The 22716-nt window shown below is 72.0% G+C and carries 22 protein-coding genes and 1 riboswitch; of the genes, 7 read left to right on the top strand and 15 right to left on the bottom strand.

Annotated features, from left to right (window positions below; genetic code table 11):
- Nucleotides 1–100: 100 nt before the first annotated feature.
- The 7 genes from ACIRQF_RS35560 to ACIRQF_RS35530 all read right to left on the bottom strand — a co-directional run bounded on the left by ACIRQF_RS35560 (nucleotide 101) and on the right by ACIRQF_RS35530 (nucleotide 7334).
- A complete protein-coding gene (locus ACIRQF_RS35560; RefSeq protein WP_404098818.1) occupies nucleotides 101–1015 on the bottom strand; it encodes an exopolyphosphatase in 915 nt (304 codons plus the stop codon).
- Nucleotides 1012–1551, bottom strand: coding sequence for a DUF501 domain-containing protein (locus ACIRQF_RS35555; protein WP_376638307.1), 540 nt, complete (start codon nucleotides 1549–1551; stop codon nucleotides 1012–1014). The genes ACIRQF_RS35560 and ACIRQF_RS35555 overlap by 4 nt, the downstream gene beginning before the upstream one ends.
- A gap of 38 nt (nucleotides 1552–1589) precedes the next feature.
- Complete coding sequence (locus tag ACIRQF_RS35550) at nucleotides 1590–2060, bottom strand: septum formation initiator family protein (protein WP_376638306.1); 471 nt, start codon at nucleotides 2058–2060, stop codon at nucleotides 1590–1592.
- Between the two features lie 153 nt (nucleotides 2061–2213).
- Nucleotides 2214–3500: a phosphopyruvate hydratase gene (gene eno, locus ACIRQF_RS35545; RefSeq protein ID WP_376638305.1), complete on the bottom strand. Its 1287-nt coding sequence runs from the start codon at nucleotides 3498–3500 to the stop codon at nucleotides 2214–2216.
- A 268-nt stretch (nucleotides 3501–3768) separates the two neighbouring features.
- Nucleotides 3769–4467, bottom strand: a complete 699-nt coding sequence (locus tag ACIRQF_RS35540) for a transglycosylase family protein (RefSeq protein WP_382485248.1) — start codon at nucleotides 4465–4467, stop codon at nucleotides 3769–3771.
- 3 nt (nucleotides 4468–4470) lie between these two features.
- Nucleotides 4471–4644: riboswitch (cyclic di-AMP (ydaO/yuaA leader) on the bottom strand.
- Nucleotides 4645–4901: 257 nt separating this feature from the next.
- Nucleotides 4902–5936 carry a transglycosylase family protein gene (locus tag ACIRQF_RS35535; RefSeq protein WP_404098814.1) on the bottom strand — a complete coding sequence of 345 codons (1035 nt, stop codon included), beginning with the start codon at nucleotides 5934–5936 and terminating at the stop codon, nucleotides 4902–4904.
- 114 nt (nucleotides 5937–6050) lie between these two features.
- On the bottom strand, nucleotides 6051–7334 hold the full coding sequence (locus ACIRQF_RS35530) for a cytochrome P450 (protein WP_404098812.1): 1284 nt from the start codon (nucleotides 7332–7334) through the stop codon (nucleotides 6051–6053).
- Between the two features lie 185 nt (nucleotides 7335–7519).
- Here ACIRQF_RS35530 and ACIRQF_RS35525 point away from each other — a divergent pair, with 185 nt between their 5' ends.
- Nucleotides 7520–8722: a globin domain-containing protein gene (locus ACIRQF_RS35525; RefSeq protein ID WP_382485241.1), complete on the top strand. Its 1203-nt coding sequence runs from the start codon at nucleotides 7520–7522 to the stop codon at nucleotides 8720–8722.
- An 18-nt stretch (nucleotides 8723–8740) separates the two neighbouring features.
- Here the strand turns inward: ACIRQF_RS35525 and ACIRQF_RS35520 are convergent, their stop codons facing one another.
- The 4 genes from ACIRQF_RS35520 to ACIRQF_RS35505 form a co-directional block, all read right to left on the bottom strand.
- A complete protein-coding gene (locus ACIRQF_RS35520; RefSeq protein ID WP_403527000.1) occupies nucleotides 8741–9748 on the bottom strand; it encodes a nucleoside triphosphate pyrophosphohydrolase in 1008 nt (335 codons plus the stop codon).
- Nucleotides 9749–9780: 32 nt separating this feature from the next.
- Entirely contained in the window at nucleotides 9781–10419 is a 639-nt protein-coding gene (locus ACIRQF_RS35515; protein WP_376638299.1) for a SurA N-terminal domain-containing protein, read from the bottom strand.
- A gap of 81 nt (nucleotides 10420–10500) precedes the next feature.
- A complete protein-coding gene (locus ACIRQF_RS35510; RefSeq protein WP_376638298.1) occupies nucleotides 10501–10926 on the bottom strand; it encodes a GtrA family protein in 426 nt (141 codons plus the stop codon).
- Nucleotides 10923–11903: a glycosyltransferase family 2 protein gene (locus tag ACIRQF_RS35505; RefSeq protein WP_404098807.1), complete on the bottom strand. Its 981-nt coding sequence runs from the start codon at nucleotides 11901–11903 to the stop codon at nucleotides 10923–10925. Before ACIRQF_RS35505 ends, ACIRQF_RS35510 begins: the two co-directional genes overlap by 4 nt.
- A 125-nt stretch (nucleotides 11904–12028) precedes the next feature.
- Between ACIRQF_RS35505 and ACIRQF_RS35500 the strand changes: the two genes are divergently transcribed.
- The 5 genes from ACIRQF_RS35500 to ACIRQF_RS35480 all read left to right on the top strand — a co-directional run bounded on the left by ACIRQF_RS35500 (nucleotide 12029) and on the right by ACIRQF_RS35480 (nucleotide 18773).
- Entirely contained in the window at nucleotides 12029–14392 is a 2364-nt protein-coding gene (locus tag ACIRQF_RS35500) for a YfhO family protein (RefSeq protein ID WP_404098805.1), read from the top strand.
- Nucleotides 14393–14608: 216 nt separating this feature from the next.
- A complete protein-coding gene (locus ACIRQF_RS35495; protein WP_376638295.1) occupies nucleotides 14609–15274 on the top strand; it encodes a DUF4097 family beta strand repeat-containing protein in 666 nt (221 codons plus the stop codon).
- A gap of 151 nt (nucleotides 15275–15425) precedes the next feature.
- Entirely contained in the window at nucleotides 15426–15908 is a 483-nt protein-coding gene (locus ACIRQF_RS35490) for a carboxymuconolactone decarboxylase family protein (RefSeq protein WP_389753895.1), read from the top strand.
- Between the two features lie 358 nt (nucleotides 15909–16266).
- The gene (locus ACIRQF_RS35485) at nucleotides 16267–16995 is read left to right on the top strand and encodes a hypothetical protein (protein WP_404098802.1); all 729 of its coding nucleotides are present in this window, start codon (nucleotides 16267–16269) and stop codon (nucleotides 16993–16995) included.
- Between the two features lie 404 nt (nucleotides 16996–17399).
- Complete coding sequence (locus ACIRQF_RS35480; RefSeq protein WP_404098800.1) at nucleotides 17400–18773, top strand: RICIN domain-containing protein; 1374 nt, start codon at nucleotides 17400–17402, stop codon at nucleotides 18771–18773.
- Nucleotides 18774–18931: 158 nt separating this feature from the next.
- Here the strand turns inward: ACIRQF_RS35480 and ACIRQF_RS35475 are convergent, their stop codons facing one another.
- The gene (locus ACIRQF_RS35475) at nucleotides 18932–19309 is read right to left on the bottom strand and encodes a winged helix-turn-helix transcriptional regulator (RefSeq protein ID WP_404098844.1); all 378 of its coding nucleotides are present in this window, start codon (nucleotides 19307–19309) and stop codon (nucleotides 18932–18934) included.
- 150 nt (nucleotides 19310–19459) lie between these two features.
- Between ACIRQF_RS35475 and ACIRQF_RS35470 the strand changes: the two genes are divergently transcribed.
- Entirely contained in the window at nucleotides 19460–19810 is a 351-nt protein-coding gene (locus tag ACIRQF_RS35470; RefSeq protein WP_404098797.1) for a DoxX family protein, read from the top strand.
- A 200-nt stretch (nucleotides 19811–20010) separates the two neighbouring features.
- On the opposite strand, the gene ACIRQF_RS35465 is transcribed toward ACIRQF_RS35470, so the two are convergent.
- The 3 genes from ACIRQF_RS35465 to ACIRQF_RS35455 all read right to left on the bottom strand — a co-directional run bounded on the left by ACIRQF_RS35465 (nucleotide 20011) and on the right by ACIRQF_RS35455 (nucleotide 22659).
- Nucleotides 20011–20409, bottom strand: a complete 399-nt coding sequence (locus ACIRQF_RS35465; protein ID WP_382485220.1) for a hypothetical protein — start codon at nucleotides 20407–20409, stop codon at nucleotides 20011–20013.
- Nucleotides 20410–20536: 127 nt separating this feature from the next.
- On the bottom strand, nucleotides 20537–22075 hold the full coding sequence (locus tag ACIRQF_RS35460; protein WP_382485218.1) for a protein kinase domain-containing protein: 1539 nt from the start codon (nucleotides 22073–22075) through the stop codon (nucleotides 20537–20539).
- Nucleotides 22072–22659, bottom strand: coding sequence for a hypothetical protein (locus tag ACIRQF_RS35455; RefSeq protein WP_404098794.1), 588 nt, complete (start codon nucleotides 22657–22659; stop codon nucleotides 22072–22074). Before ACIRQF_RS35455 ends, ACIRQF_RS35460 begins: the two co-directional genes overlap by 4 nt.
- Nucleotides 22660–22716: the final 57 nt, after the last annotated feature.

Below are 22716 nucleotides of genomic sequence, written 5' to 3'. Positions count from 1 at the left end.
CTTCAAGACCCTCCTCGGGCACCCTCGGGGCCCTTTCTCTTGTGAAGAACTTCACGAACTTTCTCGCCATGTGGTCATGGGCGGGGGCGATAGCGGCCCGCTATGCGACGGATAGGGCGATCCCATCGAGGATGTCGTGCTCGCTGACGACGACCTCGGCGGCCCCGGTCCGCTCCATGATCTCCACCAGGACCAGCGCGCCGGCGATGATCACGTCGACCCGGCCGGGGTGGATGACCGCGATCGCGGCCCGCTCGTCGTGCGTGGAGCCCAGCAGCCGGTCCACCACCGCGTCGACCTGCGCGCGGGAGATCCGGGAGTGGTGGATCTTCGTGGAGTCGTACTCCGGGAGCCCCAGCGCGACGGCGGCGACCGTGGTGACCGAGCCGGCCAGGCCGACCAGGGTCCCGGCCTCCGTGAGCGGCACGGTCTCGGCGGCCAGGTCCAGCGCGGCCCGCACGTCGGCGCGGATCGCGGCGATCTCCTCGGCGGTCGGCGGGTCGTGCCGGACGTGCCGCTCGGTCAGGCGTACGCAGCCGATGTCGACCGACCGGGCCGCCTCGACGTGCCGGTTGCCGACCACGAACTCGGTCGAGCCCCCGCCGATGTCCACCACGAGCCGCCGGTCGTCGCCGTGCAGCTCGCCGGTGGCACCCGTGAAGGAGAACTCGGCCTCCTGGTCACCGGTGATGACCTCGGGCTCCACGCCGAGGATCTCGACGACCCCGCGCACGAAGTCGTCCCGGTTCTCGGCGTCGCGGGACGCGGAGGTGGCGACGAAGCGCAGCTTCTCCGCGCCGAGCTCCTCGATGACCGCCGCGTAGTCACGGCAGGCGGCGAAGGTCCGCTCCAGCGCCTCGGGCGCGAGCCGGCCGGTCCGGTCGACGCCCTGGCCGAGCCGGACGATGGTCATCCGCCGGTCCAGCTCGATCAGCTCGCCCGTCTCCGGGTGCACGTCGGCGACGAGAAGGCGGATGGAGTTCGTACCGCAGTCGATTCCGGCGACCCGGGTCACTTCTGCTCCTCGTCCTTGTCCGCGCAGGGGGTGACGCAGGGGCCCTTCGCCCACCACTCGGGCAGCATCGCGAGGGCCTCGTCGCCGAAGGGGTTCACGCCCGGGCCCGCCACGAGCGAGTGCCCGACGAGGACGTGCAGGCACTTGACCCGGTCCGGCATGCCGCCGGCGCTCGGGAAGCCCTCCAGGACCTCGATGGCGTCGCGGCGCGCGATGTAGTCCTCGTGCGCGGCCCGGTAGGCGGCGGCCAGCTCCGGGTCGGTCGCGAGCCGGGCCTGCATCTCCTTCATGACCCCGTTGGCCTCCAGGGTGCCGATGGCGGAGGCGGCGCGCGGGCAGGTCAGGTAGTACGTGGTCGGGAACGGCGTGCCGTCGGGGAGCCGGGGCGCGGTCTCGACGACGTCCGGGTTGCCGCACGGGCAGCGGTGCGCGATGGCACGCAGGCCGCGGGGCGGCCGGCCGAGCTGGGCCTCGAACGCGGCGACGTCCGCGTCGGTGGGCTCGGTGCGTTCGGTCTGCGGAGGGGGCGTTTCCATGTCTGCCTTGCTCGGGTCTCGTGGCGTGGTTGCGACGTCTACGGGCGGTCGGCGTGGTCCACGCCGTCCCACAGGTTGTCGTACCAGGGGCGGTCCGTCGCGCCCTGGTCGGTGCGGGGCCGGTGCTCCGCGTCGGGGTCGTTCACGGTGAAGCCGGTCTCGCCGGGCATCACGTAGTGGAGGTGCTCGCGGGCCAGCCGGCGGACGTAGGCCGGGTCCTGGAGGCGGGCCTTCTCGTCCCGCAGGTCCTCGACCCGGCGGGCGGCCTCGGCGGCCTTGCGCTCCTGGTCGGCGATCTCGCCCTGCTGGGACACGTACTGCCGCATCGGATAGGCGAGCGCCACCACGAGCGAGCAGACGACGAGGGCCAGGAAGGCCGCGCGGCCGGTGAGCCGGGAGCGGCGCGCCTGACGGCGGGTCTGGGAGCGGTAGACACGGGCGGCGGTCTGCTCGCCGAGCAGCCTGATCCGGGTCGCGGTCGAGAACCGGTCCCGGTCCTTCACGGCCATGTCGTGCGCCTCCCCGTCACTCGTGGGTCCTGGTCATGCGTACGTCCCCGCACACGGTACGGGACCGAGTGCGGGGACGCTTCGCTTCGCTACGCCTTTGCGCCCTGTTCAGTTCTCCGGATGCAAAGTCCGTGGCTACGGCGTCGGGGCAGGTCAGCCCTTGAAGCGCGGGAAGGCGCTGCGGCCGGCGTAGACCGCGGCGTCGTCGAGGATCTCCTCGATGCGCAGGAGCTGGTTGTACTTGGCGACGCGCTCGGAGCGGGCCGGGGCGCCGGTCTTGATCTGGCCGCAGTTGGTGGCGACGGCGAGGTCGGCGATGGTGACGTCCTCGGTCTCGCCGGAGCGGTGGGACATCATGCACTTGAAGCCGCTGCGCTGGGCGAGCTCGACGGCGTCCAGGGTCTCGGTCAGCGAGCCGATCTGGTTGACCTTGACGAGCAGGGCGTTCGCCGAGCCCTCCTCGATGCCGCGGGCGAGGCGCTCCGGGTTGGTGACGAAGAGGTCGTCGCCGACGAGCTGCACCTTGGCGCCGAGCTTGTCGGTGATGACCTTCCAGCCGGCCCAGTCGTCCTCGAACAGCGGGTCCTCGATGGACACGAGCGGGTACGCGGAGACGAGCTCCTCGTAGTACTCGGTCATCTCGGCGGCCGAGCGGGCCTTGCCCTCGAACTCGTACTTGCCGTCCTTGTAGAACTCGGAGGCGGCGCAGTCGAGCGCGAGCGCGATGTCCTTGCCGGGGACGTAGCCGGCCTGCTTGATGGCCTCGAGGATGAGGTCGAGGGCCTCGCGGTTGGAGCCGAGGTTCGGGGCGAAGCCGCCCTCGTCACCGAGACCGGTGGACAGGCCCTTGGTCTTCAGGACGGACTTGAGGGTGTGGTAGACCTCGGTGCCCCAGCGGAGGGCCTCGGAGAAGGACTCCGCGCCGATCGGGGCGATCATGAACTCCTGGATGTCCACGTTGGAGTCGGCGTGCGAGCCGCCGTTCAGGATGTTCATCATCGGAACGGGCAGCAGGTGCGCGTTCGGGCCGCCGAGGTAGCGGAAGAGCGGCAGGTCCGAGGCCTCGGAGGCGGCGTGCGCGACGGCGAGGGAGACGCCGAGGATGGCGTTGGCGCCGAGCGAGGACTTGTCCGGGGTGGCGTCCAGGTCGAACATCGCCTGGTCGATCAGGCGCTGCTCGGTGGCGTCGTAGCCGACCAGCTCGGGGCCGATCTGCTCGATGACGGCGAGAACGGCCTTCTCCACGCCCTTGCCCTGGTAACGGTTGGGGTCACCGTCGCGGAGCTCGAGGGCCTCGAACGCACCGGTGGAGGCACCGGACGGAACGGCAGCACGGCCGGTGCTGCCGTCGTCGAGGCCGACCTCGACCTCGACCGTGGGGTTGCCTCGGGAGTCCAGGATTTCCCGGGCTACGACGACGTCGATGGACGGCACGAGCATCTCCTTCTGGGATGTGACGCTGGTTGTGACGCATGCGGCAAGGTCTCGTTCGCCTTGCGACAAGAGCCTAACCGGCTCGGGGGCTCCAGCCAGCCGGGCGCCCGCCCCCTGGGACGAAAAAGGACCCAAGGGCATGCATCCGGGGACGAAAGGCCCCAGATCTACTGGAGGGTAACCGTAGAGAGCGGAGAAACCCCGGCCCGGAGCGCGCACGGGGGAAGGGCGCTCCGGGCCGGGGTGGTCAGTCACCGCGGGAGGGTCGGCAGGCTCACTTGAGGTGGAGCTGCTGGCCCGGGTAGATCAGGTCGGCGTTCTCGACGACGCCCTTGTTCAGCTGGAAGAGCTTCTCCCAGCCGCCCTTGACGCCGTGCGCCTGGGCGATCTTGCTGAGGGTGTCACCGGCGACGACCTTGTACTCGCCGTCGCCCTTCTTGACCTTCTTGCCGGTCGGGGTGGTGACGGTCTTCTTGGACTCGTTCTTCGGAGCGGTCTTCTTCGGCGCCTGACGCTGCTCGCTGCGGGTCGCCGGCTGCTCGGTGGAGCGCTTCGGCGCGGCGGGCTGCGGGGCCGCCTCGGCGGCGCCACCGTCGTAGGACGCGCCGGACAGGCCCACGCCGCAGCTCGGCCACGCGCCCTTGCCCTGGCCCGCGAGGACCTTCTCGGCGACGGCGATCTGCTGGGACTTGGAGGCCTGGTCGGCACTCGGGGCGTAGGCGGTGCCGCCGTACGCGGCCCAGGTGGAGGCCGAGAACTGCAGACCGCCGTAGAAGCCGTTGCCGGTGTTGATGGACCAGTTGCCGCCGGACTCGCACTGGGCGACGGCGTCCCACTCGGAGGCGGTGGCGGCCGAGGCAGTGCCCGCGGTCATCAGCGGGGCCGCGACGGCGACGCCGGCGACACCGGCCAGCGCGACGATGCGGGTGGCCTTGGCGGCACGACGGTGTTTGCCCTTGCCGGAAAGCAGCATGGAAGTTCTCCTCACCGACGCCTACGAGGTGAGCTGTCGGGTTCGGGCGAGTGAGTTGCCCGGCCGCGTGACCTTGCACGCGGCTCCACCCCAAGCCGATCGTCGGCCGTCTGTCTCAACGGCCGGGACCGGCACTTACCTTGGGTCCCCCGGTCCTGCCTTCGGCGCTTGCGCGACGACTGTTCCCTCCGTCCGGCGGCAGGATTCGGCGTACCGGTCGGCGGGGCCCGCGGTGGCGAGCGGTCACGACCGTAGACATAGAGCCGGGGGAAGTTCAAAGACCCTCAAGACGGAAAAATCGCCCCTACTTGCACACCGTCAGGAGGTGTTTGCGCAGGTGAGGGGCGATTGAAGCAAAGTTTGCGGACGTGACACGCCCGTTCGGGAAGAGAGACTCATGTCTCACTTACACAGAACGGACATTCACCCCCGAACTACTTCTGGGATTCCGTCAGTCCGAGGTCCAGCTCAAGGCTCTGACCAGGAAGGATGAGGTCGGGGTCGGAGCCGACGGTCTTCTTGTTGGCACCGTAGAGGGCGCTCCAGCCGCCCGTGAGCCCGTTCTCCTCCGCAATGCCCGACAGGCTGTCACCCGGCTGAACGGTGTATTCGCCCGCCTTGTCCGTGGTGTCCGAATTACCCGCCGTCTTGCCATCGGTCGCGCCACCCGTCACCTCGTCACCCGGAGCGGCGTGGCGCCCGGAATCGGTGGAGGTGTCCGAGTTGCCCGGCTCTTCTGGCGCGGCGTCACCTCGGTGCTTGCCGGTGCCGGGCGCGGTCGTGCCCGGCGCACCGGGGGTGCCCGGCGTGCCGGGGGTACCGGGCGTCGTGGGCACACCGGGCGTACCGGGCGTCACGGACGTACCGGGCGTCACGGGCGAAGTGGAGGTCCCGGGCGTCGTGGGCGCGGGGGTGGTGGGGTTCGCGGGGGTCACCGACGTGGCCGGGGCCGTGGGCGCGGTGGGGGCCGTGGAGGGCTTCCCGCTCTCCTGGCCGGAGCCGGCGGGCAGGCCGTCGGTGCGGTTGGACTCCGGGACGGGACCCGTCGACTTCTTGGGCGTCACGCCCGGGCCCGGGTTCACCGCGGGCGCCTTGCCGTCGTTCTTCAGGCCGGCGATCGGGGCGCAGGTGGCCCACTGGGTGTCGCCCGCGGCGAGCGCACGGTCCGCGATGGTGATCTGCTGGGCGCGGCTCGCGAGGTCGGCGCTCGGCGCGTAGGCGAGGCCGCCGTGCCGCTCCCAGCTCTCCTGGGAGAACTGCAGGCCGCCGTAGAGCCCGTTGCCGAAGTTGGCGCTCCAGGCGCCGCCGGACTCGCACTCGGCGACCCGGTCCCATGTCGTCGCGTCAGCGGCGGAGGCCGAGCCGGTGGCGAGCAGGGGCAGCGCCATGGCCGAGCCGGTGACTCCCGCCGCGACGACGAGTGCGGGAGCCTGGCGGGGTCTGCGGTGACGTCCGTTTCCGGAGCGCATGCGGAGTGCCTTTCGCGTGACTGCTGAGACTGCGGGTGAACGTAGCGGCATTCGAACGTGAGTCACAAGTCGATGCAGCGGAGATCACGCGAAGATCACATTCTTGACGCCCCGTCAGTTATGCGTCCCTTTGTGGGAAGGCGTGAACTCCACCGGAAGGGTGCGTAGGCCACGCATGATGAGCCCCCCGCGCCACCGCAGTTCCTCCGGATCAACCCCAAGTCGCAGGTCTGGCAGGCGAGTCAACAGCGTCGCCAGCGCCGCCTGTCCCTCCAGGCGGGCCAGCGGCGCGCCCAGGCAGTAGTGGATGCCGTGGCCGTAGCCGAGGTGCTGATTGTCGCGCCGCGCCAGATCCAGGGTGTCCGGCTCGTCGAACCGCGCCGGATCCCGGTCCGCCGCGGCGAGGACCACCAGGACCGGGTCGCCGGCCGGGATCTCCTGCCCGCCGATGGTCAGCGCCTCCGTGGCGAACCGCCAGGTCGCCAGCTCCACGGGTCCGTCGTACCGCAGCAGCTCCTCGACGCCGGTCTCCAGCAGCCCCGTCTCCCCGGCGGCGAGCGACTCCTGGAGCCGCTCGCGCTGACCGGGATGGCGCAGCAGCGCGTACATCCCGTTGCCGATCAGATTGACGGTCGTCTCGAAGCCGGCGAAGAGAAGGATGAAGGCCATGGCGGCGGCCTCGTTCTCGGTGAGGTGCTCACCGTGGTCCGAGGCCTTGATGAGCCCGGAGATCAGGTCGTCCCCCGGCTCCTCCCTCTTCTTGTGGATGAGTTCCGCGAGGTAGCCGCGCATCTTCTTCACCGAGCGCGCGACGCCGCCGCGCGGTCCGCCGCCGTGCCGGATCATCATCCCGGCCCAGTCGCGGAAGTCGTCCTGGTCCTCGCCCGGAACCCCGAGCAGGTCGCAGATGGCGTAGATGGGCAGCGGGAAGGCGAACTCGTGGATGAGGTCCGCCTCGCCCCGCTCGGCGAAGCCGTCGATGAGCCGGTCGGTGAGCTCCTGCACCCGCGGCGCGAACTCCGCCACCCGGCGCGGCGTGAACGCCTTCGACACGAGCCGGCGCAGCCGGGTGTGGTCCGGCGGGTCGATGTTGAGCAGATGCGTCATCAGCTCGGCCTTGCGCTCGCCCGGAATGCCGGTCTTGCCCTTGGCGTGCGCGGGCTCGTCGTGGTGCGCCGGGTTCTTCGAGAGCCGCTGGTCCGCCAGCGCCTGCCGCGCGTCGGCGTACCGGGTCACCAGCCAGGCCTCGACCCCGCTGGGCAGCTTCGCGCGGTGCACGGGAGCGTGCTCGCGCAGCCAGGCGTACGCGGGGTACGGGTCGGTGGCGAACTCCCAGGTGAAGAGCTCGGGGCCGGGCGGGACGGAAGAGGGGGTGGCACTCACTCCCCGACCGTACAAGGGGACGGCCGGGCCCCGCGCCCGGAGCCCCTCCGCGCCGGCCGGGCGGTCCCTTTCGGATCGGGCCCGGCGCGATCCGGAAGAGACGGCCTGGCCCGAGGTCACGGACGGGCGCCACCGCGTGAGGTGACATGTCCGTACGCGATCCTCCTATGCGGTGACGCTGCGTGGCTTAGATTCACCGCGTGGATGCCCAGTTGCTCAGGAACACGTTCGCGGTCGTCGAGAGACGGGCCGAGCACGCCGCCACCTTCTTCTACTCCCATCTGTTCTGGCACAACCCGGGCGTCCGCGAGCTCTTCCCCCAGGAGATGGGCGCTCAGCGGGACCGGCTCTTCGCCGCGCTCACCCATGTGGTGACCCACCTGGAGGACCCCGCGCTCGTCGGCTACCTCGGGCAGCTGGGCCGCGATCACCGCAAGTTCCTCGCCACCCCCGCGCTCTACAGCGCGGTCGGAGCCAGCCTGCTCGCCGCCTTCGCGCACGCCGCCGGCGCCGCCTGGACCCTGGAGGCGGAGAAGGCGTGGACCGAGGCCTACGGGCGGGTCGCCGACCTGATGTCGGCCGGGGCCGAGGAGGCCGCGGCGGAGGGCCTGCCCGCCTGGTGGGACGCCGACGTCGTCCGGCACGAACGCCACGGCGAGGACCTGACCCTGTTGACCCTGCGCCCCCGGCAGCCCTACCCGTACCTCGCCGGGCAGTACGTGAGCGTCAGCTCGCTGCACGTGCCCCGGATCTGGCGCACGTACTCCCTCGCCAACGCGCCCCGCGCCGACGGCACGCTCGACCTGCACGTCAGCCGCATCAGGGGCGGGCTGATGAGCACCGCGCTCACCGAGCGCCTGCGGGTGGGCGAGACACTGCGGCTCAGCAGCCCGGGCGGCGCGCTCACCGCCCGCACCCCGCCCGGCAAACCGCGCACCTATATAGCGGCCGGCACCGGCTGGGCCCCGGTCCGCGCGCTGCTCGAAGAGGCCGCGCAGGACGAACCGCGGCTGCAGGGGCGCCTGTTCGTGGTGGCCCGCGCCAAGGAGTACCTGTACGGGCGGGCCGACGCCGAACGTCTCCGCGAGGCGATACCCGGCCTGCACGTCACCTACATCACCGCGGCCCCCCGCCGCCCCCGCGACCAGGCCACCGAGCGGCTCGTCCAGGCGCTGCGGTCCTGCGTCAACTGGCCCGCCCACGACGTCTACCTCGCCGGCCCGCCGGCCTTCCTCGCCGAGGTCGCCGAGGAGCTGGAGGAGCTCGGCACCGACCCGGTCCGGGTCTTCCGCGACCGCCTGCCGGCCGTGGGCCGCTTCACCACCCGCCCGGGCAGCCGCGCCGAGTGGCTGATCGAGCCGCCGCAGATCCACTGGCACGACCCCGAGGCCCGCCGGCCCTGACCCCCACCCGGGTGTGCCCTACGCCGTCTCCACGCCCTCCGCCGCACGGATCTCGTCGCGGTAGAGCCGGCCCGCCGCCCGCAGCGCCGCCTCCGGGTCCACCCCGGCGGCCTCCGCCCGTACGGCCAGGGCGAGCAGTTCGTAGCCGACGCCGTCACCCGTGGGCGGCGCCACGTCGAGCCCGGCGGTCCGCACCCGGCTCGCGAGCTTCGCCGCGAGGGCGAGCCCCGGCTGGCCGAGCGGCACCCCGTCGGTCACGGACTCCCGCTGCTTCTCCACGGCCTTGGTCCGCAGCCAGTGCTCCTTGACCTCTTCCGGCGTCGTCGCCGTCGCGTCCCCGAAGACGTGCGGGTGGCGGTGGATCAGCTTCTCCACGATCGTCCCGGCCACGTCGTCGACCGAGAACGGCTCCTCCGCGTCCTCCTGCGCGATCCGCGCGTGGAACACGACCTGCAGCAGCACGTCGCCCAGCTCCTCGCGCAGCGCCTCCCGGTCACCGTCCTCGATGGCCTCGACGAGCTCGTACGCCTCCTCGATGCCGTACTTCGCGAGGCCCTGGTGGGTCTGCCGCGAGGACCAGGGGCACTCGCGCCGGATCCGGTCCATGACCTGGACGAGGTCGAGCAGCCGGGCCCCCGGCAGGTCGTACGAGCCGGGCAGCAGCTCCAGGTCGGGCATGACGGCCCGACCGGAGCCGGCCATCCGCGCGAGCCCGTCGGTCAGCGCCCGGTCCCCCTCGCCCGACGGCAGCACGACGACGGTCCGGCCGCCCGCACAGGCCTCGACGAGCTCCGGCGCGGAGGGCCGGAGCAGCTCGACGGCGACCCCGGCCTCCCGCAGGTACGGCAGCTGCGGGTGGTCGGCGTCGCCGCACAGCACCCGGTCCGCCCCGTGCAGCGTCTGCCAGGCCGGCCAGGACAGCAGGCCCGGCGCCACCCGGTGGCTGGCGGTGAGCAGGACGATGCGGCCGGCGGCGTCGGCGCCGGGAGTGCCGGGGGTGTCGGTGCCGGAGGTGTCGGTGTTCACCCCTCGACCCTACGTCGTCCCGGAAGGGCCCCTCAGGCGCCCGCCGCCGGGGCCTTGCTGATCTGCCGCACCCATGGCGCGGAGTAGGTGGCGAGGGTGATCTTGTCGTCGTCCCAGCTGCCGTAGCGCGGGTTCACGTCGATCCGCAGGTCCTTGGAGGCCTGGCTGAAGGCCTCGGTGAGCTTCTTCTGGCCCTCGGGGGTGTCGGTGGCGCCCAGCTTCTCGGCGATCTTGTTCATCAGGACGGCCCGGCGGGCGACGTCGTCGATCCGGTCGGGCGCCACGCCCCGCTGCTGGAGCAGCACGGCCGCCATCTGCTCCTCGCCGCCGCTCTGGCGGGCGAACTCGCCGCGGGCCTGCTGGATCTCGCCGCGGCTCGCGGTGACCCCGTTGTCCTCGGCGACCCTGTCGACCACCCGGTCGAAGATCATGTCGTGCAGTTTCTGCCGGCTGAGGTCGCCGGTCTCCCGGAGGAGTGTCGCGGACTGCGGCGAGGCCTGCTGCGCGGCCCGCACGTCCTCGACCTGGGCCTGGAGGCTGGACACCTCGATCCGCTGCCCGCCGACGACGGCCGCCGCCCCCGGGTGGGCGTCACTGCCGCAGGCGGTGAGCAGCGGGGCCGCGGCGAGGAACGCGGCGGCGGAGACGGAGAGCGCAGTGCGGCGGTGCAAAGGAGCCTCCCGGCGTGGGTCGTGCGTCAGTGGGACGACCGTGCGGTGATCGATGTTAGGCAGTCGCCGTGGCCCGGGCCACTACTTGGAGGCGACTGTTTCGGTCAACGACTCACGTGTTCGGGTGGTGTCGGGTCCCAGCATGATCGTCCGGGACAGCACGAAGGTGACGGGGATCGCCGCCGCCGCGGCGATCAGCGGCGCGTAGGTGCTGTCCACGCCGAGCAGGTCGACGAGGACGTAGACGCCGACCGTCGTGATGACGAAGTTCGCCGCGTTGGTCAGCGGGAAGAGCAGGAACTTCCGCCAGGTCGGGCGGGTGCGGTAGGTGAAGTACGAGGTGAGGAAGAACGAGCCCACCATGGACAGCGCGAAGGCCAGGACGTGCGCGGCGATGTACGGCAGCCCGCGGCCGAGAAGCAGGTAGAGCCCGTAGTACGTGCCGGTGTTCACGGCGCCGACCAGACCGAAGCGCACCACCTGCCAGGTCACGGCGGTTCGGGTCATCGCCGGAGGAGCTCCTCGTCACGTGCGGCGGAGGCGGAGGCGCGGCGCGGTCCGGGGACGACCGCGTTGGAGGCCTGCACCAGGTAGTGCGGGCGCCGCTTCACCTCGTAGTAGATACGGCCGACGTACTCGCCGACCAGTCCCAGCATCACCATCTGGACACCGGCGAGCGCCGTGACCGTCACGAGCAGGGTGACATAGCCCGGCGTGTCCACCCCGTTCACCAGGGCGACACCGACGATCCAGGCGGCGTACGCGAAAGCCACCGCGACCAGCATCATTCCGAGATAGACGGCGGCACGCAGGGGTTTGTTGTTGAAGGAGATAAGGCCGTCGAGACCGTAGTTGAGCAGCTTTCCGAACGTCCATGTGGAACGTCCCTGCTCGCGCACCACGTTCTCGTACTCGAAGGTCGTCGTCCGGAATCCGACCCAGGCGAAGAGACCCTTCGAGAAACGGTTGTATTCGGTCAGTTCCAGAATCGCGTCGACCGTACGGCGGGAGAGGAGCCGGAAGTCGCCGACGCCGTCGACCAGCTCGACGTCCACGAGCCGGTTGATCGCCCGGTAGTACGCGCGGGCCGTCAGCGTGCGGGTGACCCGGTCGCCGGTGCGGGTGCGCCGGGCGATGACCTGGTCGTATCCCTCCGCGTGCAGCGCCACCATGCGGTGCACGAGCTCCGGCGGGTGCTGGAGGTCGGCGTCCATGATGACGACCGCGTCGCCGGCCGCGTGCTGGAGGCCGGCCAGCATGGCGGCCTCTTTGCCGAAGTTGCGGCTGAAGGAGACGTAACGCGCGCGGGGATCGGCACCGGCGATCCCCTGCAGGAGGGTCAGCGTTCGGTCACGGCTTCCGTCGTCCACGTAGACGATCTCGAATTCCCCCTCGAAGCGGGAGAGTTCCTTCGTCACATGGTCGTGGAAGCGACCGATGATCTCTTCTTCGTTGAAGCACGGGACCACGATCGAGAGCAGCACACACGACACGACAACCGGTGCGGATGGCGCCGTCGGATTCCACCGGTGACCTCCAGGCGACCATTCAATGAACTGCCCGGATCGGGGGCGGATTTCGGCATTATCACTGCCATATTCGTTCCACGATGAAGATCCGGAAGATCTGGAAGAACCGGCCGGTGGCGGGCGGTACGGGCCGCGCGCCCGCGCTGGCCGGACTGCTCACCGTCCTCGCCGTGTGCGCGGGCGACGCCGTCGCCGACACGTTCCCGTTCGGCTCGCACCGGCGCAGCGTCAACGACCTGGGCAACGAGTACCTGCCCTTCCACGCCCACCTGTGGGACCTGCTGCACGGCCGGGCCGACGGCGGACTGCTGCTGAACTGGCAGTCGGGCTGGGGCACCAGCTTCCTTCCCGACCTCGGCACCTATCTGACCAGCCCCTTCGCGCCGCTCGTGGCCCTCGCGCCACGCGCGGACCTGGCCTACGCGCTCTACGCGATCACCGTCCTGAAGATGGCGGCCGCGGCCGCCGCGATGGCGTTCACGCTGCCGCGGATGCGGCCGGGCGTGTGGTGGGGAGCGGGGCTGCTCGGCTCCGCGTACGGACTGTGCGGCTGGGCGGTCCTGGAGGCCGTCTACAACCCGATGTGGATGGACGGCCTCATCGCCTTCCCACTGCTCTGCCTGGTGGGCGTGTGGGTACGCGAGGGGCGCCGGCCGCTGCTCGGGCCGCTGGTCGTCGCCGTGTGCTGGACCGCCAACTTCTACACCGCGTACATGGCGACGCTGGGCGCCGCGCTGGTGCTGCTGGTGACGGCCCCGCGGTGGCGGGTGCTGCTCCGCGGCGCGGTGACGGTCCTCGTCGGCGTCGGCCTGGCGGCGCCCGTCCTGGTCCCCGTCTTCCTCGGCACGCGGCAGGCCTTCCCGGGCGTCGTCCGGGACTTCACGGCGGCGGACGGCGCGGACCTGGCGGCCCGGCTGATGCCCGCCACGTACGGCTTCTCCACCCCGGCCCTCTTCGTCTTCACCGCGGTCCCGGTCCTCGCGGCCTCCCTGCTCTTCCGCCGCCGGTGGCTGTGGCCGGCCGTGGTGGCGGGCGTGGCGCTCTCCCTCCAGTGGGGCCCGACCCACCTGGTCTGGCACTGCTTCGCGACGCCGAACGGCAGCCCGTACCGCCAGACCTTCGTCCTGACCGGCGTGCTGGTCCTCGCGGCGTGGGCGGCCATCGCCGACGGCCTGCCGGACCGGCGCTCCCTGCTCGGCGGCGCGGCGGTGGTCGGTCTTCCGGCCCTCGCGGCGCTGGGCAGCGACGAGGCGACACCGTGGGGCTGGGCGCTGTTCGCGGCGGGCCTCGCGGTCGTGGTCGCGGTCCCGTCCGTACGGCGCGGGCGGCTCGCCGCCCTGCTCCTGGCCGCGGTCCTGGTGGCCCAGGCCTCGGCGACGACGGCCTGGGGCGACAAGGAACGGCTCGCCCGGCTGGACGACTACCCCGTGTGGAGCGCGGCCGACGGCCGCCGGACCGCCGCCCTCGCCGAGGCCGACGGCTGGCCCGCCTACCGCACGGACTCCGGCCGCACCCAGCGCACCGGCAACGAGCCGATGATGCTCGGCACCCAGGGCGGCTCCTACTACAGCAGCCTCACCCCCGACGTCCTGACCCGCACCATGGCCGCGCTCGGCGTCGGCTGGACCTCCCGCGGGCGCAACCTCCAGAGCCTGGACAACCCCGTGACCGACGCCCTCTTCGCGGTCGGCGCGCGCTGGCGGGACGGCACGGTGGTCCGTACGGGCCCGGCCCTGCCCCTCGTGACGGTCCGCCCGCCGGGCCCGGCCCCCGTCTACGGGCGTTCCCCGTTCCGCAACCAGGAACTCCTCCTGGGCGCGCGGGTGTACGAGCCGCCGGCGGCGGACGGCGCCTGCCGGTCCGGCACCGAGGTCTTCCTCTCGGCCCCCGACTTCACCGGCCGGGCCCGGCTGGGCGACCGCACGGTGAAGCTGCGCGGGCAGCTGCCGAAGTGGCGCGCCACGGTCACCTCCCTGGGCGTCCAGAAGGTGCCGGGCCTGCGCCCGGAGGTCCCGCCGAAGGCGGAGGTCGCCTGCCTCGACCACACCCGCCTGCGGGCCGCCGTCACCGCCCTGCGGGCCACCGCCCCGGCGTCGGTCCGGGTGACGGACACCGGCTTCCGCGCCGTCCTGCGCCCCGGCGCCACCGGAACGCTCGTCCTCTCCTCCCCCGCCATCGAGGGCTGGCGCTGCGACGGGCGCCCGGCGGCGTCGTACGGCGGCCTGGTGGCCGTCCCGTTGACGGCCGGTCAGCGCCAGGTCGACTGCACCTTCCGGCCACCGGGGCTCCGCGCGGGCCTGGGCACGGGCGCGGCGGCGCTTCTGGCGCTCGCGGGGTGGGTGGCGGTGCTCCGGACGCGCCGGCGCCCGGCCGTCCCGGTGGCGCGTGCGGCCGAGGACGCGGCCGCCGCGGCCGGACCGCCCGTCCCCGCGGCGCGTCCGTAGCGTTCAACCGCCATTCATTGCAATGGACGCCGGATACCCCTCGTTTCGATGTTGCGTTAGATACGCATCCGTTGCAACGATTTCCCTCTATTGACCTGCCGATATCCCAGGTTGGCGCAACATACTTGTTGCCGACTCCTCGAACGCAACGTAGCGTTTCCATCGTCAGAAACGACGGGCCGCAAGGGTCCGCGCTGCACACCGAGGAGAACCGTCATGCAGAAGTTCGCCACCGCCGCCCCCGTCACCGCCGTCGTCGAGATCCCCGCAGGGCGCATCCGGTTCGTCGCCACCGACCGCTCCGACGCCACCGTCGAGGTCCTGCCCGCCGACTCCTCCAAGAGCCGCGACACCAAGGCCGCCGAGCAGATCGAGGTCGACTTCACCGACGGCGTCCTGCGGGTCGCCACCCCGGCCGCGGACAGCCGGATCCTGGGCGACCGCGGCTCCGTCGAGGTCACCGTCCAGCTGCCCGCCGGCTCCCGCGTCGAGGGCAAGGCCGCCGCCGCCGAACTGCGCGGCGAAGGCCGGCTCGGCGACGTCGTCTTCGAGGGCGCCTACCGCCGGATCCAGCTCGACGAGACCGCGAGCCTCCGCCTCACCGCCACCGACGGCGACGTGGAGGTCGGCCGGCTCGGCGGCCCCGCGGAGATCAGCACTCAGCGCGGCGCCGTCCGGATCGCCGAGGCCGTACGCGGCACGGTCGCCCTGAGCACCCGGTCCGGAGACATCCACATCGGCGCCGCACGCGGCGTCTCCGCCACCCTCGACGCCGGCACCGCCTACGGCCGCGTCAGCAACGCCCTTCGCAACGAGGGCAACCCGGAGCTCGACATCCGCGCGACCACCTCCAACGGCGACATCACCGCCCGCAGCCTGTGATCCGCACGGGGAAGCCGTGCGACACGACACGGTCGGGCGTGACCCAGGTCACGTCCGGCCGTGTCACAGCCCGGCGGGCCGTCTCGTCCCAGGGTTGAAGCCGCTCCGGCAAGGCGACGGCGACAACGGAAGAACGCAGAAGGAGCCCACCATGGAACCGCGTCTCAACATCTTCGGCAGCCCCGTCTCCGCCAAGCTCGTCAAGCACCTCGTCGCGGCGAACAAGGTCGTCGAGGACGCCGGGGTGCCGCTGACCACCCAGGAGCTCGTGAAGATCCGCGCCAGCCAGATCAACGGCTGCGCCGGGTGCCTGGACATGCACACCAAGGAGGCCGTCGCCGCCGGCGAGACCGCCGTCCGCCTCGCCCTGGTCGCCGCCTGGCGCGAGGCGAAGGTCTTCACCGAGGCCGAGCGCGCTGCCCTCGCCCTGGCCGAGCACGGCACCCGCCTCGCCGACGGATACGGCGTCCCGGACGAGGTCTGGGAGAACGCGACCAAGCACTACGACGACGACCAGCTCCTCGCCCTCACCTCGCTCATCGCCCTCATCAACGCCTTCAACCGCCTGAACGTCATGCTCCAGGTCCCGGCCGGCGACTACGTGGCCGGCCAGGCCGCCGCGATGCACGCCTGAACGCCCACCGCTCACCCCCCGTGCTCCTCCGCGAGATGCCGCCGGAGGAGCACGTTCGCGTCCGCCTCCGCGCTCCCGTCGTACCGCGACCGCGCCTCCCGCCGCCGTACGGCGAGCCCGTCACCGTACGCACACCCCGCCACCGCCACGGGCGGCGCCGGGAACCTCCGCGTCCGGCAACCCGACGGCCGCGGCCCGCACCCGCTCGTTCACCGCCCTCAGACCCGCGCTCAGCCGCTCCGCCTGCGGATATTCGGGTGAGCTGGTCCAGGATTCGGCCGCTGTCGCGCACCTCCGGCTCAGATACGATCAAGTTCGCGATCGAGCCCATTCCCCCTCCGATTCGCGGAAGTTCATCATGCAGTTGTGGGAGGAGGCCGTCGGCGACCTCCAGACACTCGCCGCCCAAGGCAGGGTCAAAAACATGGCGGAGAAGCGCGACTGGACGTACGAGGGGACGGAGCTCGCCTGGCTCCAGGAGGGGCTGGGGCGGGCGGAGCCGGGGCCCGGGCATGTGGTGTCCGAGCTCGTCCCGGGCGGATTCGAGGCGTACGTCCGGATCTTCCACCGCTTCGAGGCCACCGACGGCTCGGGTCGTACGCGCACCTGGCGGGCGTGGGCCGAAGAGTCGGCCGTCCCGTTCCGTGCCGAGCTGTCCCACCGGCGGCTGCGGGACGACGCCCGGGAGGGCCCGGCGCGTTCGTTGTGGCAGGCCCCGGACGGGGCGCTCGACGACGACAGCCGGGAGGCGCTCACCCGCGTACTCGCAGGAGTCTCCGGCGAGCAGGCCGTCTTCTTCTTCGCCTACGACCTCGCGGCCCTGCTGCACGGCGAGGACGGGCCGATCGTCCGGTGTGCCTCGCCGGCCGGGCTGGAGACGGTCAGGGAAGAGCTGGCGTCGGTGGTCGGAGACAGCGGCCCCGAGTTCTGGTGGCCGCAGGACCGCAGTTGGGTGGTCACGAGTGACTACGACCTCCTGTCCACCTACGTCGGCTGCTCGGCGGAGACCGCCGAGCGGCTCCTGAAGGACGACGGACTCGAAACCCTGCCGGTCAGCCCCTCGACCCGCGTCGACTGGGACGCCTAGGCGACGATCCGCCGGCGGGGCGCGTGTTGCCCCGACGCGCCGGATCCCAGGTGATCGCGAGCCGGTGCCTAAGCTGCCCGGATGCGTATCACCAGACTCGTGGTGGGGGCCGCCCTGGCCGCTTCCGCCCTCTTACCCGTACCCACCGCCCACGCCGCCGGCGGCCTGGATCCCTTCGAGGCGAACTTCGCGCTGACCCGCGTGGACGGGGTGAAGACCGAGCTCATCGGCGCCGTCGAGGCCGCGGGGGTCTCGACGGCCCCGGTGAGCGAGGTGCTCGGCTCCCGGACCGGCCGGCCCGGCCTCTGCGCGCGACCGGCCTCAACGGCGCCCTGCGGCCCGACGGCTTCTGCTGGGACGACCAGGACGACAGGACCGGGTACACGGACACGGGCGGCGGGTGGATGCCGCAGGGCTTCGCCGGGGCGCACGCGTCGGGGACGGCGGACGGTACGTACCAGGGGCGGCCCCTGGTCGCCGCGTCCTGGTACTTCGGGACGATGGGCAGCCCCGAGGAGTACACCCGCGTCTCGATCGCCGAGTCGGCCGGGGGCGGCGCCCCCGTCTCGTACGGGCACGTCGCGCTGGTGGAGCCGGTCGCGGGCGGCGGGTTCACCAAGCCCGTCTTCCCGTCCCACGCGGACGGTCTGGCCTGGTACAAGGACCGGCTGTTCGTCGCGAACGGCGCCGAACTCCAGGTGTACGACCTGAACCACCTGTGGCGCATGACGGACACCACCGGCGCCGGGACCGGCCTGTCGGGCGGCACGAGCTCGGCCCGGTACCACCGCTGGGCACTGCCGCTCGTGGCCCGCTACAGCACCATCAGCACGGCGAAGCCCGACGACCCGTCGACGGCGTTCCTGCGCGGCACCCCGCGCGCCTGCGGGCCGGCCGCGAACAACTTCGGCGAGCTGTGCCTGAGCAGCCTGAGCGTCGACCTCTCCGACACCGCGAACGGACCCGCGCTGGTCTCGGTGGAGAACCGCTCGGAGGGCGGAGCACGGGTCGTCCGCTGGCCGCTCGCCGACCTGGGGACGGGGACGCCCGAGCGGGTGGCCGCGTACGGGACGGCGTACACGAGCCCCGTGGGCGGCATCCAGGGCATCGCCAAGGGTGGCGACACCTTCTACGTGAGCGGCAACTGCCCCCCGGGTTCGCCGGCGGGGTACGGCTGTCTGCACGCGGCCCGCGCCGGTGAGGCGCCGCGGGTGCTGACCCAGGCGCCGTACCTGTCGCAGGGGCTCTCGTACGACCCGCGCGCGGGACGGCTCTGGGGGCTCAACGAGGCGCTGGAGAACGCGAGCGGCGGGCGCCGTGTCGTCTTCTCCGTCGATCCCGCCGCGGGCCGCGAGGCGGACGGCTGGTCCTGGCTGACCAATCCCCATCGCGCGGGCGCCGTCTGCGCGACGCCGCTCGGCAACGCCACGGCGAACGGCACCGTCGTCACCATCTGGTCGTGCACCGGTTCGGACGTCCAGCGGTGGCGGTACGACGCGGCCGACCACCTCCTCGTCCACCGGGCGAGCGGCCGGTGCCTGACGCCGAAGGCCAACGGGGCGAACGTCGACGGGGCGGTGCTGACCCTGTGGACCTGCAACCCGTCGAGCGACGTCCAGCGCTTCACCCCCGACGCCTCCGGCGTCCTGGTCAACGCCTACGGCAAGGCGATCAACCCGAAGGCGAACTCCATGGCGGACGGGGCGGTCCTCACCCTGTGGACGAAGGCGACCGGCGGGACGCCGAACGTGCAGGACTGGTCGGTGAGGGGCTTCTAGTGTTCCAGCTGTAGTTCTTGATCACTGTTGCGGAGGGACCTGTCGTTGCCGCCGCCCGCCGTCGATCGTGGGTGGCCTCGTCCGTGCCGCTGCGCCAGGCGGACCGGAGGGCCGTCTCCGGCGGCGGCAGGGTCTACAGGTCCAGCCTCTTCTGTTGATCAGAAACGGCTCGGGTTCTCATCGACATGAGGGGTCTGCACCGGGGTCGCCTGATCCGCCTCGACGGTCCTGGCCGCCTCGGCTGCTTCCCGGAAGGTGACGACCGCCTCGCCGTTCTCCCGCGCCCATGCGGTGAGCATCCTGATGGGCTCCTCCAGGGTTCGCCCGAGATCGGTCAGGGCGTACTCCACGCGCGGCGGCGCCTCGGCGTACGCGTGCCGCTCGACGAGCCCGTTGGCTTGGAGCCGGCGCAACGTCTGGGTCAGTACCTTGCGCGAAATGCCACCGCTCAGCTCGACCAGCTCGCCGTGGCGCAACGGGCCGTCGGTCAGCGCGAAGAGCGTGACCATGGACCACTTGCTGGCGATGATCTCCATGGCCAGGAGAGCGGGACAGTCGGCGAGGAAGACGATTCCGGGTCGCAGGCTCACGCCCCGAAGGTTACCTGGAGGTTCCTGGTGGCCGCCTATCGTCGTCGAGGTGCGCACGCCCCCTTACTCGCATCTCGCACGATTGAGGTTTCAGCCATGTTCGTCTCCCTTGCCGTCGTCACCGTGCTCATGTCGGCGCTTCTCCTGGTGTCGGCCGGGGCCAAGTCGCTGCGGACACGGCACATCACCGAGCAGATATCCACCCTCGGAGTGCCGCCGAGCATGATGCCTTTCCTGATCGGCGCTCAGATCGCGGGCGCGGCCGGTGTGATCGCCGGACTCTGGTGGGGACCCGTCGGAATCGCCGCCGCGATCGGCCTGACGCTCTATTTCGCCGGGGCGGTCGCCTTCCACCTGCGCGTCGGCGACCGCAAGGGCGCGTCTCCGGCGGCGGTCCTCACCATGGCCTCCGTCGCCCTGATCGTGCTGCGTGCTGCCACCCTCTGACAACGGACAGCCAGTCTGACGCTGTCTTGATCGTGCCGAGTGAGGTTGGTCTCCGATGAGGACGGCCACCGTTGATCATCGTGGGTCGTGTCGCCGAACGACAGCCCTGCTCGCACCGGCCCGCGACCTTGCCCCGGCGCCGAAGACGCGGAAAGGGGCCGGCCCCTGCGGGCCGGCCCCTCCCCCGTGCGTGGGGCGAACTACTTCGCCGCGACCTCTTCGAGGCAGAGGACGAACTTGTCCGAGCCCAGCTGCTGGGCGAGCGCCGAGTACTTGGTCTCGTCGCACTTGTTCAGGTCGAAGGTGTCCTCGTGGACCGCGGCGACCTTGAACAGGTCCTTGACGCCGGAGGAGCAGTCCTTGGTGTCGACCTTCGGGTCGTTCTCCGCACCGGAGACGGTGACGCACTCGCCGACCTTGGCGTGCACGGGGGCGTCGCCGGTCAGGTGCGGCAGGCCGACCTTGACGGCCACGGCGACGATCACCAGTACGACGAAGCCGCCGATCTTCTTGAGCACGCCACCCTTCTTCTGGGGCGCGGGGGCCGGCGCGGGCGCACCCTGAGCGGCGAACGGGTCGGACGGCGGAGGCGTGGTCATGGAGTGATCCTCGAACAGGAAGGCGTGGACACGATCAAACGCGCACGTTACACAGCGCGAATTGCCCAAATGGGACGTCTTCTTGTCGTTCGCCAATCGGATACGCAGTCGTGATCCTGCCGACCCGTCAGAACCCGCGCCCCATCTGCCGCTGACGCTCCAGCGCCCGCCGCAAATCACCCGCAAGCGGGTGATACGGGCCGTATTCTCGCTCCACGTCGAACAGGAGCCCGCTCAACTCGCCCTGTCCCGCCGCGTGGTCCCCCCGCGCCAGGAGCAGCAGCCCGATCCGGTGCCGGATGTCGAAGAAGCGGGACCGGCGCTCCGGATCGGCGCCGCCCTGCGCGTAGTACGGCAGGAGCGCGCGGTACTCGGTGAGCGCGGCCGCCGGGTCTCCCAACTGCTCCAGGCACAGTGCCGCGTCGTAGCGGAACTGCAGGGCCTGCGGATCGGCCGGGCCGGCCTCCGCCACGCGGTCCTCGGCGAGGCGGCGCAGTTCGGGCAGGGCGCGGCGGTACTGACCGTCGTCCAGCAGCGTCGTCGCGTACTGCTTGCGCAGGATGCGGACGACCGGAGAGCGCTCGCCGTGCTCGGCGGCCGCCGCCGGCAGGATGCCGCCGAGGATGTCCACGGCCCGGGTGATCGAGCCTTCGGCGAGCAGCCGCTTCACCTCGTCGACGGCCGCCGCCACGTCCGGCTTCGCCGGTGCGTGCACCGGCGGCGGGGGCGCCGCGACCTGCACCGCCCGGTCGGGCCACGGCGCGTGCGGCCGCCGGAACGGACGGGTCGGGTCGAGCGGGCCCGAGGGACCCGCCGCGCCGCGCGGCGGCAGGAGCGGCAGCAGCGCCTCGTACACCTCCTGCGCGCCCGACGGACGCGCCTGCGGCTCCTTCGCGAGCAGGCGCAGCACGAGCGCTTCGAGGGTCTCGGGCACCTCGGGGCGCAGCCGGCGGACCGGGACGGGCGGCTCGTACAGGTGCCGGTGCAGCACGCCGAGCGCCGTGGAGCCCGCGAACGGCACGTTTCCGCTGAGGAGTTCGTGCAGCAGCACGCCGAGCGCGTACAGGTCGGTGTACGGGCCGACGACGCCGCCCATGGCCTGCTCGGGCGCCATGTAGGCGGGGGTGCCGATGGGCGAGCCGGTATGGGTCAGGCGGGTGGTGTCGGTGTCGGTGTCGAGGACGGACGCGATGCCCAGGTCGAGCACGGTGACGGTGCCGTCGGGACGGACCATCACGTTGCGCGGCTTGAGGTCCCGGTGCACGATCGGCACCGCGTGCACGGCCGCGAGCACGGCGCACAGCTGGGCGGCCACGGACACCGCCCACGGCCACGGGTACGGGTCCTGCTCGGCCAGGTGGTCGGCGAGGTCGGCGCCCTCCACGTACTGCATGACCAGATACAGCTCGTCGCCGTCGCTGCCCGCGTCGTGGACGGTGACGAGGCCGGGGTGGTCGACCTGCGCGGTCACCCGGCACTCGCGCACGAAGCGGCGCCTGAGCTCCTCCGCCGCCGTGGCCGGGCCGCTGATGGTGACGGGGCTGAGCAGCTTGACGGCCACCCGCCGGTCGAGCCGGCCGTCGTAGGCGGTCCAGACCTGGCCCATGCCGCCCTGTCCGATGAGCGTGGACAGCTCGTACCGACCGCCGATGACGCGGCCGTTCACTGCCCGCCTTCCCGGGGGTCCTTGCGGAGCAGGTGGCTGAGCTCGTCGAGCTCGGCGCGGACCTGGTCGATGCGGGGACTGGCCACCGGCGGCTGCTGCGGAGCGACCTGCCGGGGCTGGGGCTGGGGCTGCGTTTGCGGCTGCGGCTGCGTCTGGGGCTGGGGCTGGGGCTGGGGCGGGTAGCCGTAGCCGGGCTGCTGCGGCACCGTCGCCGCGTACGGGTTGTACGGCGGCGGCACCTGACCGCGGGTCCCCGTGCGGTCATGACGGATGTCCACGACCAGGAAGTACGCCGTGAACGCGGCCGCGTTGACGAGGACGAGCCCCACGGCCCAGTCGGCCTGGGTCGTGTCCGGGTCGTCGGGCATCAGGACGATGCCGGCGATCACGACCGCCACCGAGACGGCGAGCAGCACCCAGTCGGCCACCCGGCGGGTCAGCAGACCGATGCGCAGCGCCGTCACCCAGGTCAGGAGGCCGCAGCTGAGCAGCGGGAGCACCGCGAAGACCACCCGCAGCACGATGACGTTCACCGGGACGCCGCTCGGCGGTGGCGTGGGCTGGGGATAGCCGTGGCCGTACATTGCTGCTCCCGGATCGGTCCTGCGAGGGTTCTGTCGGGGATGAGCGTATACACCGGC

The organism is Streptomyces sp. NPDC101191 (genome assembly GCF_044767915.1).
In the GTDB taxonomy this organism is placed as follows: domain Bacteria; phylum Actinomycetota; class Actinomycetes; order Streptomycetales; family Streptomycetaceae; genus Streptomyces.
The sequence above is the reverse complement of the archived record's forward strand: the minus strand, read 5'-3'. Positions and strand labels throughout refer to the sequence as shown.